Annotated in this window: 10 protein-coding genes, 1 tRNA gene and 1 pseudogene; 7 read left to right on the forward strand and 5 right to left on the reverse strand. The window is 66.2% G+C overall.

The features are described 5' to 3' along the window. The first annotated feature begins 396 nt into the window (after positions 1-396). Positions 397-1641, forward strand: coding sequence for an AAA family ATPase (locus tag WMF19_RS35565; protein WP_437894430.1), 1245 nt, complete (start codon positions 397-399; stop codon positions 1639-1641). A 102-nt stretch (positions 1642-1743) separates the two neighbouring features. On the opposite strand, the pseudogene WMF19_RS35570 reads toward WMF19_RS35565, so the two are convergent. Next, a pseudogene (locus WMF19_RS35570) lies at positions 1744-2546 on the reverse strand (IS5 family transposase). A gap of 42 nt (positions 2547-2588) precedes the next feature. On the opposite strand from WMF19_RS35570, the gene WMF19_RS35575 reads away from it, so the two are divergent. The 4 genes from WMF19_RS35575 (at position 2589) to WMF19_RS35590 (ending at position 8357) form a co-directional block, all read left to right on the forward strand. Further along, the gene (locus tag WMF19_RS35575) at positions 2589-3341 is read left to right on the forward strand and encodes a hypothetical protein (RefSeq protein WP_437894431.1); all 753 of its coding nucleotides are present in this window, start codon (positions 2589-2591) and stop codon (positions 3339-3341) included. Positions 3342-3424: 83 nt separating this feature from the next. After that, positions 3425-5014, forward strand: coding sequence for an IS1182 family transposase (locus tag WMF19_RS35580; RefSeq protein ID WP_437894432.1), 1590 nt, complete (start codon positions 3425-3427; stop codon positions 5012-5014). Positions 5015-5219: 205 nt separating this feature from the next. Continuing rightward, positions 5220-6923 (forward strand): DUF262 domain-containing protein, encoded by a 1704-nt coding sequence (locus tag WMF19_RS35585; RefSeq protein WP_437894433.1) that lies wholly within the window; start codon positions 5220-5222, stop codon positions 6921-6923. Positions 6924-7304: 381 nt separating this feature from the next. Further along, a complete protein-coding gene (locus tag WMF19_RS35590) occupies positions 7305-8357 on the forward strand; it encodes a peptidase dimerization domain-containing protein (protein ID WP_437894434.1) in 1053 nt (350 codons plus the stop codon). Positions 8358-8406: 49 nt separating this feature from the next. Here the strand turns inward: WMF19_RS35590 and WMF19_RS35595 are convergent, their stop codons facing one another. From WMF19_RS35595 to WMF19_RS35605, 3 genes are all read right to left on the reverse strand, one after another. Further along, positions 8407-9369 (reverse strand): STAS domain-containing protein, encoded by a 963-nt coding sequence (locus WMF19_RS35595; RefSeq protein WP_437894435.1) that lies wholly within the window; start codon positions 9367-9369, stop codon positions 8407-8409. Between the two features lie 373 nt (positions 9370-9742). Continuing rightward, complete coding sequence (locus tag WMF19_RS35600; RefSeq protein WP_437894436.1) at positions 9743-10996, reverse strand: hypothetical protein; 1254 nt, start codon at positions 10994-10996, stop codon at positions 9743-9745. 54 nt (positions 10997-11050) lie between these two features. Continuing rightward, positions 11051-12223 (reverse strand): cytochrome P450, encoded by a 1173-nt coding sequence (locus WMF19_RS35605; protein WP_437894437.1) that lies wholly within the window; start codon positions 12221-12223, stop codon positions 11051-11053. Between the two features lie 150 nt (positions 12224-12373). On the opposite strand from WMF19_RS35605, the gene WMF19_RS35610 reads away from it, so the two are divergent. Beyond that, complete coding sequence (locus WMF19_RS35610; RefSeq protein ID WP_437894438.1) at positions 12374-14011, forward strand: sigma 54-interacting transcriptional regulator; 1638 nt, start codon at positions 12374-12376, stop codon at positions 14009-14011. A 250-nt stretch (positions 14012-14261) separates the two neighbouring features. Further along, a tRNA-Gly gene (locus WMF19_RS35615) sits at positions 14262-14333 on the forward strand. Positions 14334-14395: 62 nt separating this feature from the next. Here WMF19_RS35615 and WMF19_RS35620 read toward each other — a convergent pair. After that, on the reverse strand, positions 14396-15415 hold the full coding sequence (locus WMF19_RS35620; RefSeq protein WP_437894439.1) for a DUF2891 domain-containing protein: 1020 nt from the start codon (positions 15413-15415) through the stop codon (positions 14396-14398). Between the last annotated feature and the right edge of the window lie 6 nt (positions 15416-15421).

Consider the following 15421-nt stretch of genomic DNA (forward strand, 5'->3'; position numbering starts at 1 on the left):
CGTGAGCGTCGCTACCGGGCCACATGCTACGCGCTGCGGCGCGAGATAGCGTGGAACTGTGCGGCGCGACTCCGGCTCCAGACGACCGATCTACGTGTTCGGCCGGCGGCTCCTAAGCATGTTCTACTACCTTTGTCAATCCCGCAGGTTCCACTCCCTGAACGGCCGGGCGCTGACAGGGGCACTGCCACTGCTCAGTGCCGACGTGCTCGCGAGCAGCCGATCCCGACGCGTCTGAATCCGCGAGCACCGGAACGGCTTCGCGAGCTAGGCGGTGCGCCTTCGTGAGGCGAGCACGAGACCGCTCGCACGGCCAGCGGACGCTCCGACGGGGCGCCTCGCAGGCCGAACGTTCTCCGGGTGTCCTGTTCGCCGCTTTCGAGTATGATTCGCGACGTGGCGATTACCTCGTTCTCGGTTGAGCGGTACCGTTCCTTTGCTGCACGGACTTCGGTCACGCTGAAGCCGTTGACGCTGCTCTTTGGCTACAATAGCGCCGGAAAAAGCGCCCTCGCACGGGCGCTTCCTCTTGTGGCTGCTTCCTGTGGGGGCGCTGCTTTCGGTCCGCTTGCGCTCGATGCCGGCGTAGCACGCGGTGCGACGTACCGCGACTTCGTTTGTCGCTTCGAGCCGGGTGACAGGCTCTCCTTCCGTGTTGCGTGGGACGATGGTCCCGAGGATGTGCGCGAGGTCGAGTGGTCCTTGCGTGGGGACGAGGTTCGAGGACATGTGCTCGACACCTTTGCGACTCGAAGCTCTGCCGGGGCGGAAACTCTGCGTTTGCGCGATGATCTGGAGACTTTGGGACAATACGAAATATTCGCCGCAGACTCAAAATATTCTATAAGATTACCGTTCGATGGTCTCCGGCCCATACCGCTCGGGAACGAACTAGCTGCGGAGACGCATCGAGACACGTTAGCTAAGGCCGCGCAGCGTATTGGAAGCCTCAAGACCGACGTACACTGGCTCGGCGCCGTTCGCGCAATGCCGCCCCGCAGCTTTAGGCAGCCCAGTGAGCCCAAAACCCTCGGAGACGATGGTCGGTGGACCGCCCAAAAACTTGTCACAGATCATCATGGTCCTTCGTTGGTGTTCCCCTTTGTTGCAGAGCACATATATCGCATGTTCGAGCAAACCATGCAGGTCGCTCCCGCAGGCGACGAATTCGCCCTAGTGGTTTCACCTGATCCGGCAGCTCCTGTGCATGTGTCGATCGTTGATGTCGGCGAAGGCGTATCGCAGGTCCTTGCAGTACTCACTTTGCTCGGCATGTTGAAGGCGGGTCAGCTTGGAGCGACGCCGGTTGTTGTACTGGAGCAGCCAGAAATGCACCTTCATCCTCGCGCCGAGCGCGTTTTAGCGGAAGCGCTGAGCACTACAGCAAAGGCGCCCGGTGCACGCCTCCTGGTCGAGACACACTCGGAGAATTTGTTGCTCTTTGTGCAGCTCCAAATTGCCAAAGGCTTCCTTTCTCCGGATGAGGTGTCGGTCTTGTGGATCGACACCGATGCAGGTCACAGTTGCATCAAAAGCATAGGTCTAGACGCTGCCGGTCGATCTGTGGGATGGCCGTCTGGCGTCTTTTCAGAGGATGTTGAACTGGCACGGGAGTTGTTTTTGGCGCGGAGAGGCCGATGAAGGTAATACTTTCGCTCACGGTATTCTCGCGCATCTCCGTCATGGACGCCTCTTTGCTCTTGTGGGTCGGTGCAATTGGCCGCCATCGCATATTTAGAGCGCCTAACAAAAGCCCGTCGGGATATGGTTGAGGCAGATCACGCATACGGCGAGCAGGAGGAACGCTCGGTGAATGTCGGCACGGCGCTCATACCGCACCGTCAAGCGGCGGAAGCGCCGGATCCAAGCGATCGTCCGTTCGACGACCCAGCGATAACGGCCGAGTTTCTCCGACGACTCGATGCCCTTGCGAGCGATGCGGGGCACGATGTGGCGCAGATGACAAGCCAACCGCAGGGCCGGGTCGTCGTAGGCCTTATCGGCATGCAGTTTCTTAGGGCGGCGCCGCGGTCGGCCGCAAGGACGCGCGATCGGCGGCACCGCGTCCACCATAGAAGTGAACATCCTCGAGTCATGGACGTTCGCCGGCGTCATCTCGACGGCGAGCGGGATACCATTCCGATCGACCAGAATGTGATATTTCGTGCCCGGCCGGCCGCGATCCGTGGGGTTCGGGCCAGTTTTTTCACCCCCCTTTTTGCCGGAACCAGCGAGGCATCCAGCGCAGCACGCTCCCAGTTGATCCTATCGGCTTCGCCGAGCTCATCGAGCAAGACCTCGTGGAGCCGATCCCAAACGCCAGCCTGCTGCCAGTCGCGCAACCTGCGCCAGCACGTCATGCCGCTGCAGCCGAGCTCTTGCGGGAGATACTCCCAAGGGATCCCGGTCTTGAGCACGAACAAGATACCGGTCAGCGCGATCCGATCAGGCGTACGCGGCCGGCCCCCCTGCGGCTTCGGCTCCGTTTTCGGCAATAGAGGTACGATTCGTTCCCAGAGTTCGTCTGGCACCAACAGCTTGCCCACGCTGTATTCTGCCGCACCATCGGCTTCCCTCAAGCAAGCGGGGTGAACGAGCTTTTGTTAGGTGCTCTTATCGAAGACGACAGAGATCCCGTTTACACGGACTGGCTTGGGAGTTTTGCGCCGGAATTTACGCTTGAGTGGACGCAGATGTTAGGAAGCAGCCTTACGGAAGATGCATTGAGTCCATCTTATCATGAGATTCGCATCGAAGACCGAAGCCACTCCTCTTGGGTTGCGAACACACTCAGCATAGGCGAAGCACTCGATTTAATGAGTAGACTCTACAGAATCCTGGTTGAAAATGGATTCTCGGATCGAAACTTCCTTCTATCATTGTGTTCCAAGAACGATCGCGAGTGGCTCGAGAAGCGCGTTGGGCAAGAGTGGGTGGAGATAGAGCATTGTGGCGGTAAACAACATCTGTACAAGCGCGTTCTGCAGAGCAAAACGCTACCGTCGAGATGTACACGAACGAGCGCACTTTTCGATGGCGACGGCGTCAGACCCAATGCGCCGGAGAACCAGCGCATTTCGGATGTTTGCTACCCAGACGTCCACCATCACATGCTTAGGCGGCGATCAATCGAAAATTATCTACCTCGCAAAGTACTCGAAAGGTGGGCAAAGCTGTCAGACGGCCTGCAGAAAGAGATCCGCACGGCGAAGGTGAGGGCGCTTTTCGAGGAGCTCGGCCGCGATCAGCGATCCCACTACAACTTCAAGCACGGCCTGGCGGGTGACTCGCGCCGACACGATCGCGCAGACGACCTGTATCTAGAGGACCGATCAGTTTGATTTTGTGGTAATCCCGAGCGCTTCGATGGAAGGCTCGACGGTTTCGGCGGGCCATGATCTCGTCCGCGCCTGGAGGTGCACGGATGGAACGATGGTTGCCGCCGGTGGAGCTGTCGCGGCAGGAACAGGCGCTCATGAAACGGTTGACCCGGGTGCGAGCCCTGTTCGGCTTTCTCAGGCTGCACCGGCACGAGCTATTCGACGAGACGTTCCAGGAGCAGTTGGAGAGCATGTACCGGACCACGGGAGCAGGTGAGCCGCCGCATCCGCCGGCGCTGATGTGCATGGTCACGCTGCTCCAAGGCTACGTCGGCGCATCGGATGCCGAGGCGGTGGAGCTGTCGATCGTCGACCTTCGCTGGCAGATGGTGCTCGGCTGCCTGGGGGCGGCCACGCCCGCGTTCGCGCAGGGCGCGCTGCAGGCGTTCCGAGAGCGGATGGTCGAGCATGAGATGGACCGGGTGCTGCTGGAGCGGACCGTGGCGCTCGTTCGGTCGGGCGCGATGACGGCGAGCGAGAAGCGGGCGGTGTCCAAAGCGCTGCGCGTGGCCATCGATAGCCGCCCTTTAGCGGGAGCCGGGCGGGTTGAGGACACGATCAACCTGCTCGGCCATGCAGCACGCAGCATCGTCCGCGTCGTGTCGAAGATCACGGAGCGCCCGCCCGAGGAGATCTGTCGCAAGGCGGGCATCCCGCTGCTTCTGGCTCCCAGCATCAAGGCCGGGCTCGATCTCGATTGGAGCGACCCGAGACAGAAGGCGGCGGCGATTCAGATCCTGGAGCGGCAGGTCTCGTCCCTGCAGCAGTGGGTGGACCGCCATCTGGACGACGTTGTCGAGCAGCCGCTCCGCTTCTATCTGGATGCGGTCACACAGGTTCGGGACCAAGACCTGGAAACGGCTGAGGATGGGACCGTTCGCATCCGTCAAGGTGTTGCAGCTGACCGCCGTGTCTCCATTGAGGACGCCGAGATGCGCCACGGAAGAAAGAGCCGCTCGAAGAGGTTCGATGGCTACAAGGAACATATCGCACGCGACCTGGACCTTCCCGTCATCGTCGCCTGTGCGGTCACGCCAGCGAATCGCCCCGAAGAAGAGGGGGCCGCACCGATCGCCAAGGACATCCAACGTCAGCGGCTGCGCCTCGGCGAGCTCCATATCGATCGCGCCTATGTGAACAGTCCCGTCGTTGACGACGTGATCCGCGACGGTGGCCAGGTGTTCTCGAAGCCTTGGGGACAGCGTGCTCGCAGACCCAACCTGTTCAGCAAGCGCGACTTCAAGATCGACCTGCGCACCAAGACGATCACCTGTCCGGCGGGACAGGTCGAGGTATTCGAGCCGGGCGACACGGTCGAGTTTGATCCTGAGGAGTGCGGCGCGTGCCCCCTCCGAGCTAGGTGCACCCAAGCCGCCTCGGGACGGGGGCGGACCGTGTCCATCGCGGAGGACGAGGCTCTGCAGCGCAAATTCCGGAAGCTGCAGCAGACGGGGGCAGGTCGCGCCGTGCTCCGCCAGCGGGTGGCTGTGGAGCATGCGCTCGCCCACATCGCGGCACGGAAGGGCCACACTGCACGCTACATCGGCGCCAGGAGAAATCTGTTCGACCTCCGGCGCGCAGCAGCGATCCAGAATCTCGAGGCGGCCCAACGCCTGATGCAGCAGGCAGCGTAACCTGCCGTAATTTAATCGTTTTCAATGTGTTCGCCGCTCTAGGCGTTGCCACCCATACCCGTCAACTTCTGCAGGACGGACTCGGCGATACCATCGCGCTTCTGTACGACGAACGTCGTGTTCAGTATCACGACTTCGATCATGAGGCAAAAAACGAGTTACAACCGTTCGTCGACGAACTCCTCGCTCGGATCCGGTGAGCGTCATGGCACACGATGCTATCTCGTCATTTTATAGCAGTCCCGAAATCCTGAGTTTGCCCCAACTCTTAGAGGGTTTTCATAGCGGCGAACTGCTCGTTCCCAAATTTCAGCGCCCGCTGGTATGGCCGAAAGAAATGCGTCTCGCGGTGCTCGACAGCGTGCGCGAAGGCATTCCTATTGGTGCCCTTCTCGTATGGCGCACTACCCTTAAGGACGTGCGTGTGAAAGATACCGTGGGGCCGTTCCGCCTCCCTCGTAAGAATGCTTCCAGGCTGCAGCAATATCTACTAGACGGTCAGCAGCGTCTTACGACCCTCTACTCGGCACTTTTCGAGCCGGAACGAATCTCCTCAAATCCGAGATCGACGACTGGCTCGGTTAGAGAGGACGAGAGACCGGAGGATTATGAGACCTTCTTTGACCTGAAGACAGAACGATTCGTGGTGCGTTCGGATTTGGAGGAGGTAGAACCATTCCACTTGCCGTTGGTCGATGTCCTCGTGGGCAAGCGGCTGACACGGTTTCAGCGCAAGATGGAGGACGCATTGAAGGAAGACGTGAGCGTTCGAGATAAAGGAGCGAACGCTCAGGAGTGCGATGAGCTCATTGATGGACTAAAGGACCGCTCGGACGAAGTGGCGGATGCATTCCGTCAATACAAGCTACCGGTAATTCCTATAACATCCGACAGCATTGATATCGTAACGAAGACCTTCGAGCGAATCAACAGCCAGCACGTGACCATGAGTGAGCCTCACATGATCAACGCGCTTGTGCACCTTGAAGACTTCGATTTCCTGGATCGAATTGATACGATTCGAAGCGAACATCTCGCAGAGTTCAACTGGTCTGACATTGACGAGCAGACGATTTTGCGAGTTTGCAAAATCGAATTTGGGCTTGCGATGTATGAGGTCCAGGCGGATGAACTCAGCAAGAATCTGAAGGACGACACGGCTGCACTTGAACGCGTGACGGTCTATCTGCGTAAGGCCGCCACTTTCTTCGCCCGTAGAATGGGGATCAAGTCGCCCGACTTGGTTCCTTACCCTGCTCAGATCGTCCTTGTAGCAGCGGCTTTCCGAGCCCAACCAAACATGGCATACGAATCGCAAGTGCTACTGGCGAAATGGATTCGATTGACCACCTACAGCGAAGTATTTGCACGCCAGATGAGCGACTCTCGCTTCAGAAAGCTACACGACGAGGTTAGGGCCATTGCTGCCGGCGACCAGCCCTCGCCGAGCGTTCGAAATCAGAGCCGCCGCCCACTCGGCCGGTTTGACTTTCGTCACGCACGGTCCCGGCTCTTGGCTGTCACGCTAGCACGAAGGAAGCCGGTGGATCCGAGAGGAGGTCCTGATGTGTTCCGGCCTCTGGATGAGCTTGCTAGACTCGGTGTTTCTGCGATACCCCAGATCGTCAGCGCAAATATGGCAAGAGAGAACGTGTCAACCAGTCCTGGTGCTCGCGTCGTGCTGCGGCGCGAGTCAGTCCAAGTACTACGGAGCGTGCTCAGGAAGCCATCGATCTACAAGGGTGACCTTGAGCAATTGCTTCGCAGCCATCTTATCACTCCAAGAGCTCAAGCAGCTTTTGAGGCAGGGGACTACGTGCAGTTTGTCGAGAGCCGGGAGGAAGAGATGAACAAATTTGAGGAAGCTCGTTTCGAGCGTTACATCAGTGATCTTTACGGAGATTCGTGACGACAACCGCAGTGGAGCGCCGCGAAGGCGCCTCACGCGATGCGGTCGTTTCGCAGTGTTACCTAAATAGCCATATGATGGTATTGGGCCCTCTTTTACTCGCGCCGGTTGGTGGCCTTCCGGTGCTCCGTGCCTCTGTCGGAGACTCCGTTTGCCGATCGCCTGCTGGGGTACCCGAGCATGGAGTGCGGGTCACGGGAGGCGTAGTGTAAGGGCCCCGCCATCGCCATGGGAACGGCCCCTTGCGGCTCTCGCCGGGGACGACAGTGCTGGGCGCCGCACGTCGGGCAGCAGCTTGTCCAGTCGTTCGCGCGGTTAGCCCACCTGAAACCTGCCGCGGGGAGGGCCAGCGCGCATCGTTTCTTCTGATCGGAGGTCGACGTGGAGCTGCTCGAAAATTTGCTGTGGCTGTGCAAGATCCCCTCGCCGTCGGGTGAGGAACGCAACCTGGCCGACGAGCTGGCTCAACGTCTCGCGGCGCGCCCATTGGCTTCACCGCCGCGCCGCTACGGGGACTCTCTGGTGGCGCCGCTGACGCGCGGGTCGGGAGGCCCCAAGATTCTGCTCGTCGGGCAGCTCGACGTGGCGAACCCGGGGCAACGAGGAGAGGCGCGGACGGAGAACAAGCGCGTACTCGGCGCTGGAGCCGCCGAGAAGAGCGGCCTCTGCCTGATGCTCGATCTGGCCGAGCGCCGGCCGCAGGTACACGCCGATATCACCCTCGTGTTCCACGCGCGCGGAGCGTGCGGCTTCGACGCGAGCGAGCTCAGGGTGGTCATGAAGCAGGATGCCGAGCTCCGGGGGGCCGACTTCGCCCTGGTGCTCAAGCCCACGGACAACAAGCTCCAGCTCGGCTCGGGAGGCTCCACGCACGCGACGCTGGCCTTTGCAGGCCGCACGGGGCACAGCGGGCTGCCCGGGGCCGGCGTGAACGCGATTCACAAGTTCGCGCGCGTGCTCTCTCAGCTTGTCGCGTTCGAGCCCGTACCCGACGTCGTCGACGGCCTCACCTGGTACGAGATGATGAACGCCACCTCGGCGCACGGGGGCCGCTCCGGCAGCGTCGTGGCGGACCACCTGGAGGTGAACGTGCACCACACGTACGGTCCGAGCACGAGCTCCCATGCATCGCAAGAACGACTGATGGCGCTCGTGGACCGCGTGGGAGCCGTCCGGTTCGAGGAGCTCTCCCGTCCGGCGCCGCCGAACCGGAACCACGCGCTCATCGCGGCTCTCGAACAGAGCGGCGTTCAAGGCGTCGAGGCGCGGCAAACCTGGACGGAAGTGGCAAGCTTCACGACGCTCGGGATCCCGGCGGCGAATTTCGGACCGGGCGCGGAGCGGACGATGCACGCTCTGAACGAGGTGACGGAGCTTTCGGAGCTCGCGCGGGCGCAAACCATCCTCGACAGCTGGTTCGCCAAGATGACGTGACTGTCGTTGGCATCTCGAGAGAGAAAATTGAACAGGGAGGAGGGGAGAGTCATGGGACTTTACTCCCCTTCTCCCGATCGCCGTTGCGGCTGGACAACAAGCGCCGAAGCCCGTCCTGGAGACTCGCGACGATGGGGACGCCATCGAAGCCGAGATCGCAGTCGATCAGCAATCTCGCCATGGCCGGCGAGATGCCCGCGACGATGCACTGCGCCCCGAGCAACGAGGAAGCGCGCACCGTATTGCCGAGGTGGCGTGCCCCTTCCGCGTCCATGAAAGGCACGCCGGTGACGTCGAGGATCACATGCTCCGCCTGCGTGTCCACGATGGCCTGCAGAAGCACCTCGAGGAGATGGGCGGCGCGCTCGGCGTCGATGCGACCGATGAGCGGCAGCGCGAGGATGCCGTCCCAGAGCCTGAGCACGGGCGTGGACAGCGCGGCAATGGCGCGCTGCTGCTCCTCGCTCACGCGGAGCTGCTCCTCGAGCCGCTGGGTCCGCTCGGCGATCGCGGCCTCGAGCTGCGCCGTCTGGACCCGTAGCTCGTCCTCGGACCGCTTGAGCTCGCCGACGTCCACGTGGATCTGCAGCACCTCGCGCACGTTGCCCGCTGCGTCGCTGATGGGATGGAGCGAAGAGGCGACCCAGCGGGCCATTCCCTTCTGGAGCGTGTCTGCCTGGACCGGATCGTAGCGAATCGTGGGCAACGCCGTGGCCTCGCCCCGCCAGAACGCCCGCTCGACGAGGGGCATGGACCCATTGGCGGATACCTGCTCGTCCTTCAGCAACCGCCACTCGGCGACATCCCGGAGGCTCAAGCTCCAGAGCTGCTCCCACCGGCGATTCACCTCGAGCACGCGGCTCTCGCCATCGTAGATCATCATGCTCACGATGCCCCCGTCGAGCAGGGCCTGGTAGCGGCGCGCGGGGATCTCCAGCTCGGCAACGCGTCGGCGCAGCGTATCGATCTCACGCTCGAGCTCGGTGATCGTCGGAGTTGTCTTCTGTTCCATGTTCTTTTGGTCCGCGTGCTCCGTGACGAGCGTCCTCCCCGGGAAAGACGGCCTCGGTGTGGGCTGGGTCGCGTCCGACGAGCGCGGCGCGGGCGCGCGTTGATGACATGGCGGCCCACGCCGACAGGAAGCGCTCAGCGTTGTATCTCCGGTCGCGGCGAGCTTCAACCCGGCGGACGTCTGCTGGATGTGAGGAGCTCACTTGCATCGCCGATCACGACGGCGCGGCGGATCCAGCTGTCGAGTCCGGTGAGGTCCGGCCAGGTTCCCGGGCTCGTCACACCATGAGATTGCCGATGGTCGCCTCGACCCGGGTCGGGTTGTCGGTTGTCGTCTCGACCGGATCGGGTTTACAGGCCCGATCGGGTCCGGCTCAGGGCGACCCCTGCTTCGCGCACGGGTCCGCCGCCGCGGCCGCGCTGCGGCCCTCCCAGAGGCGAGCGAGAGGGCTCCTCGGGCCGACCGCGCCCGCGCCGGCGAGCGCCGCCCACGTCAGGATGGGGCCATCCCCCTCGAGCACGCGCAGCGGCGGCGGATATCCGGTCGCGGCGAGCTTCAGCCCGGCGGGCGTCGGCAGGAGGAGCAGCTCCGGGTTGTCGAGGCTCACGCGCTCCCGCAGCAGCTCGAGCACGGCCGCGTCGCCGTCGGCGAGCGGCGCGAGGCAGCGCTCCAGCAAGGGCCGTAGGGCCTTCTTCGACGCGGCGGACCGGTCGAGCAGCTGGGTCACGGGCGCGCCCGTGCGCGCGTCGAGCACCTGCCAGCGCTCGGGCCCAGGATCCCAGGGGTGCGTGCCACCCTCGTAGCGCAGCGCATCGTGGGAGCGGACCGCGAGCAGCCCCTTCTCGTTGAGGGAGATCTCGAAGGTGCGCGAGGCGGCCATTCGCTCGCCCGTCTTGCACGCGCGCAAACTCGCCTCATCCCCCTGCCCGAACACCCACGCGCCGCTCTCGAGCGCGCGGTTGATGGCCGCCTCGCTCTTCGCCGTCGCGGCGCCGAAGATCTCTGGCCAGGCGAGCTCCTCGCTGCACGCCTCGCCAGGCTCGAAGGGGATCCCCACCCCGTCGGATGGGCCATCGGGGTTCGGCTGCGGCGGGAAGCGCCGCGCCCTCTTCTTCGTGGCCACGAGCAGCACATCGCGCGCGCCTACCGAGGCGAGGTCGAACGGCAGCGAGGCGCCCCGCGGGCTCGTCCACGTCCCGGTGAGGTGGCCGTCCGCCCGGCAGGTGCCCGCGAACTGGCCCGTCGGGCGCGCCGGGTTGCCCTCGACAAGCGCGAGCTCGCCAGCGTCGGTGACAGTCCCGGCCAGCGGGATGTCGACGCCGACGTGGGCATAGAAGTAACGGCCCCGCACCGTCCCTCCGTCGCGCTCGAGCCGCGCAAAGACCTCGAGCTTCGGCCCGATCGTGCCGTGAAAGCCGCGCTCCAGCGCACAGGCGCTCTGCGGCGCCGGTGCGGCGCTCGCTGCCGGCGCAGGCGCGACGCCCACGGCGGGCGCCGACGGAGACGGCGCCGTGGTGGCCGCCGCCTTGGCCACGGCGGGCGCGGCGCTCGCGGCAGGCGAGGGAGCGGCCGCCGGGCCACACGCCGGTAGCGCGAAGACCAGCGGCAGGAACGCTCGATATCGCATGGACAGCCATTGTGCAGAACAGGGCCTGACAAATCCCCTCATTTCGTTGGCATGTCAGGCCGGCATGAAGCGGAGCGGCAGCGACACGGGGCCACGCACGGTGAGCGTGCGGTTGTAGGGGATCTCGCCCGGCGCGCGGATCACCTCGCCGATCCTCGGGAGCAGCACCTCGAGCGCGACCTTCGCTTCCATCCGGGCCAGCGCAGCGCCAAGGCAGAAGTGCGCGCCGTGCCCGAAGGTCAGGCTCGGCTGCCCGCGGTGCAGATCGAACCGATCGGGATCCGTGAAGCGCAGCTCGTCGCGGTTCGCCGAGCCGACCAGGGCGAGCACGAGCGAGCCTGCGGGGATCGTCACGCCGGCCAGCGCGACGTCCGACGTCGTGAGCCGGGGGACGGACTGCGTCGGGCCATCATAACGCATCATCTCCTCGATGAACCTCGGGATGAGCTGCGGCGAGGCGCGCAGCCGCTCGAGCTCCGCGGGGCGCTCCGCGAGCAGGAGCATCGAGCTGCCGAGGAAGTGGGTCGTGGTCTCGAGGCCGCCGCCGAGGATGCTGACCAGCAGATCGATGATCTCGCGGTCGGCGAGGAGATCGCTGGCGCGGACGAGCTCGCTCACGAGGTCGTCGGAGGGCGAGCGCCTGCGGGCCTCGATGACGTCGGCCATGTACCTGTCGAGCTCCGCGATCGTGGCGCGGACGCGGGCGGCGTGCTCGGCGCTCGCCGGCTCGGGCGTCACGGACAGGAGGTCGTCCATCCACCGCTTGAAGCGCGGCTCGAGCGCGTGATCCAGCCCGAGCAGCTCGCTGATCACGAACGCCGGCAGCGGCGCCGCGACCGCGGCGATGAAGTCGACCTCGCCGTCGAGGCGGCCCGCGAGCCGCTCGCACAGATCCCGGGCCCGCTGCTCGATGCGCGCGATCGCCGGCGCCCCGAAGGCCCGGCTCACCAGGCCGCGGAGCCGCGCGTGATCCGGGCCATCCATGGCCAGGATCGAGCTCGCGAGCGGGTTGTGCCCCACCCACGCCGGCTGCCAGGCGGCCCGGAACCCCTGGGACGAGAACCGCTCCGGGCTCCGGAGGACCGTCGCCACATCGGCGTACCGGCTCACCGCCCACATCCCGCCAGGATCGACCTGGCAGACCGGCGCCTCGCGGCGCATCACAGCGTACGGCGTATAAGGATCCGCCCGGAAGGCGGGTGTCATGATGTCCACGCGCTCGCTCATGCGAAGAGACCTCCCGCGATGGCCCCGAGCACACGCCGGGCCCGCGCAGGAGCGGCCGCTTTCATGGGAGATCCGGGGCTCATCCGTGGCGCCTCGCGAGCCCGCCGGTCAGGGTGACCGGTCGCTCCTGTCACGTTGAAAGGTCGTCCCATGCGCGCAGCCGATCTCGACATCCGGAAGCTGCTCGACGTCGATTCGCGCGGCGGCGTCGTCCGCTTCGCCGGGGAGCGCGCGGTCATCCTCGACGCCGGGGCGCTCGGGAGGCTGCGCGAGGAGCTCGTCCGGCTCGCGGGGTACGCGGGGGCGCGCGCCGTGCTCACGCGCTTCGGCGTCGAGCACGGCGCCCGGATGGCGGAGGCGATGGTGTCCCGGCTCGCCTGGGACAGCGACGCCGAGCTGCACGGCGCAGGGGCCCTGCTCCACACGCTGCAGGGCTTCATCCGGCTCGCCCCCGGGGACACGACGCCGCTCGCCTCGCGCGGCGCCACGCTCCTCTCGTCGTACGAGGCCGAGCAGCACCTCCTGCACCTCGGCCGCGCGGACGAGCCGGTGTGCTGGATGCTCGCCGGCATCGCGAGCGGCTACATGACCCGGGCGACGGGCGAGGCGGTCTACGTCATCGAGGATCGGTGCATCGGCCGGGGCGACGACGTCTGCCACTTCCAGGGCCGGACGCGCGCCGCGTGGGGCGGCGCGCTCGACGAGCACCTGCCGTTCTTCCGCGAGAGCGATCTCGACCCGTCGCTCGGCCAGCCCGCGCACCCCGCGCCGCTGCGAAGGGTGACGGGGCGGGCGCTCGTCGCGAAGGCGAGCGCCCTGCCCTTCGCCGCGCCGCGGGGCGAGCCGCCGACCCCGCTCGTCGCGGAGAGCCCGGCGATGCAGCGGGCGCTCGACCGCGCGCGGCGGGTCGCGCCGGTGGACTCGACGATCCTGCTCACGGGCGAGAGCGGCGCAGGGAAAGAGCGGGTGGCGCGGCTCATCCACGGCGCGTCGGCGCGCGCCGCGGGCCCGTTCGTCGCGGTCAACTGCGCGGCGATCACCGAGACGCTGCTGGAGAGCGAGCTCTTCGGGCATGCGCGCGGCTCGTTCACCGGCGCGACCCACGACCGCGCCGGGCTGTTCGAGGCGGCGCGCGGGGGCACGCTGCTGCTCGACGAGGTCGGCGAGGCCCCGCCCGGGGTGCAGGCGAAGCTCCTCCGCGCGCTCCAGGAGCGGCAGGTGCGCCGCGTCGGCGAGAACACGAGCCGCCCCGTCGACGCCCGGATCCTCGCGGCGACGAACCGCGATCTCGCGGCCGACGCCGCGGCGGGCCGCTTCCGGCGGGACCTCTACTACCGCCTGCGGGTCATCGAGATCCGCCTTCCGCCGCTCCGCGAGCGCCGCGAGGACATCCTGCCGCTCGCGCGGGCGCTGCTCGGGGCGGCGGCACGCAGGCTCCATCGGCCTGTCGCGGGCTTCACGCCGGAGGCCGAAGGCGCGCTGGAGCGCCACGGGTGGCCCGGCAACGTGCGCGAGCTGGAGAACGCCGTGGAGCACGCGGTCGCCCTGGCGCGGGGAGGCGCCGCCGATCTGGACGACCTGCCGGACGACGTCCGCGGCGCCGCGCCGACCGGCGGCGAGGCGGGCGAGGCGCCGGCCGCGCGGACGCTGGAGGGCGTCGAGCAGCGAGCGATCCTCGCGGCGCTCGAGAGGCACGGCGGCAACCAGGCCCGCGCCGCCGCGGAGCTCGGGATCGGCGCGTCGACGCTCTACAGGAAGCTCAGGAAGTACGCGCGCGGCGCGGGGTAGAGGTGTGCGAGGGGTCCCCTCGACGGCAACCGGGCCCCGCCGGTGCCGGAGCCCGGAAAACCACGGCGCCCGGATCTCCGTCGCTGAGAAGCGCCACGACCACGCACATCAGTGCTTGACTATGGCGACGTCGGTTGATACTCCTGCGCCCCCATCGACGGAGACGGCCTCTGAGGAGGTCCGGCGCACTCAGCCTCATCGCTGTTTGCGTCGCACGAGAGTGGTTTCCTGAGCCATGGGACCGCCGTTCGCGGGAGTAACTCAGTGGTAGAGTGCAACCTTGCCAAGGTTGACGTCGCGGGTTCAAATCCCGTCTCCCGCTCCGCGATATAGACGCTGCAACACCGGACGCCGCTGAGCACCGCTCCGCGGCCCCGTGGCGCGTCAATCAGCGCCCTCGCCCAGCGCGAGGAGGGCGAAGCTCGCCAGCCAGTGCTCGCCCATGTAATCGCCGGCGACGTGCGGCAGGCTGGCGTCGAGGTGCCGCTCCGCCGCGTCGAGGGCGCGGGCGCGGACCGCGTCCCCTTCGGGCAGCGCCGCGGCGAGCGAGCGCCAGCACCAGGCGCGGCTCAGGTTGAGCCCATCGAGGTGGGCGATCTTGCCGTCGCTGCGATCGCTGACCGTCGCGGGCTCGAACAGGGTCGCGGGCTCGCCCCGCGCCGCCCGCGGCAGGAACCGCGCGAACCAGGCGCGGAACTCCGGTCCGGGCAGGGCCCTGCGCATGCACTCGCCCTCCACGACGGCGGGCGAGAGGAAATCGTCCTGCGAGGGCTCCCACGCCTGGCAGTCCGCGTCGCCGCCGTACCAGGCGCGCGCGGCCTCGGCGCAGCGCAGCGACAGCCGCTCGTCGCCCTTCACGGTGGCGTACTCCTGCGCGAGCGCCAGCGCGAAGGCGCTGTTCGTGTGCGCGCCGGCGCGGACCGGATACGTGGCCCTGGGCAGGTACTCGAGGAGCCGCCCCGTGAACGCGTCGCCGAGCGGGGCCAGCGCGGCCGACCAGCGCCGCCCCTCCTCGGTCTCGCACCGCGAGAGCTCGGCCGCCAGCATCAAGAGCCACGCCCACCCATAAGGCCTCTCGAAGCCGCGGCTCGACGGCCGCCGCAGATAGGCCAGCTCGCCGGAGACCTTGTCCTCCGTGAGCTGTGCGTCGAGCAGCCCGCGGACCGACGCGGCGCCGACCACGCCCGGGAAGAGGCGGTGGATCCGCGCGAGGAGCCAGTGGCCGTGGACACACGAGTGCCAGTCGAAGCTGCCGTAGAAGATGGGGTGAAGGTCGCGCGGGCCCTTCACGTCCTCGGGGCCGGCCATGACGTGATCGAGCTTGTTCGGATACTCCCGCGTCACGTGTCCGAGCGCGATGGCGGCGAAATGCGAGGCGATCTCGGGTGTCAGGACGTGCGTCATGGAATG

It is taken from the genome of Sorangium sp. So ce124, from assembly GCF_051525235.1.
Classification (GTDB): Bacteria; Myxococcota_A; Polyangia; order Polyangiales; family Polyangiaceae; genus Sorangium; species Sorangium atrum.

Excerpts from the sequence above, each read along its gene's own strand:
- WMF19_RS35580 (WP_437894432.1), top strand. The coding sequence starts at position 3,425 with ATGGAACGATGGTTGCCGCCGGTGGAGCTGTCGCGGCAGGAACAGGCG.
- WMF19_RS35585 (WP_437894433.1), top strand. The coding sequence starts at position 5,220 with ATGGCACACGATGCTATCTCGTCATTTTATAGCAGTCCCGAAATCCTG.
- WMF19_RS35595 (WP_437894435.1), bottom strand. The coding sequence starts at position 9,369 with ATGGAACAGAAGACAACTCCGACGATCACCGAGCTCGAGCGTGAGATC.
- WMF19_RS35600 (WP_437894436.1), bottom strand. The coding sequence starts at position 10,996 with ATGCGATATCGAGCGTTCCTGCCGCTGGTCTTCGCGCTACCGGCGTGT.
- WMF19_RS35605 (WP_437894437.1), bottom strand. The coding sequence starts at position 12,223 with ATGAGCGAGCGCGTGGACATCATGACACCCGCCTTCCGGGCGGATCCT.
- WMF19_RS35610 (WP_437894438.1), top strand. The coding sequence starts at position 12,374 with ATGCGCGCAGCCGATCTCGACATCCGGAAGCTGCTCGACGTCGATTCG.
- WMF19_RS35620 (WP_437894439.1), bottom strand. The coding sequence starts at position 15,415 with ATGACGCACGTCCTGACACCCGAGATCGCCTCGCATTTCGCCGCCATC.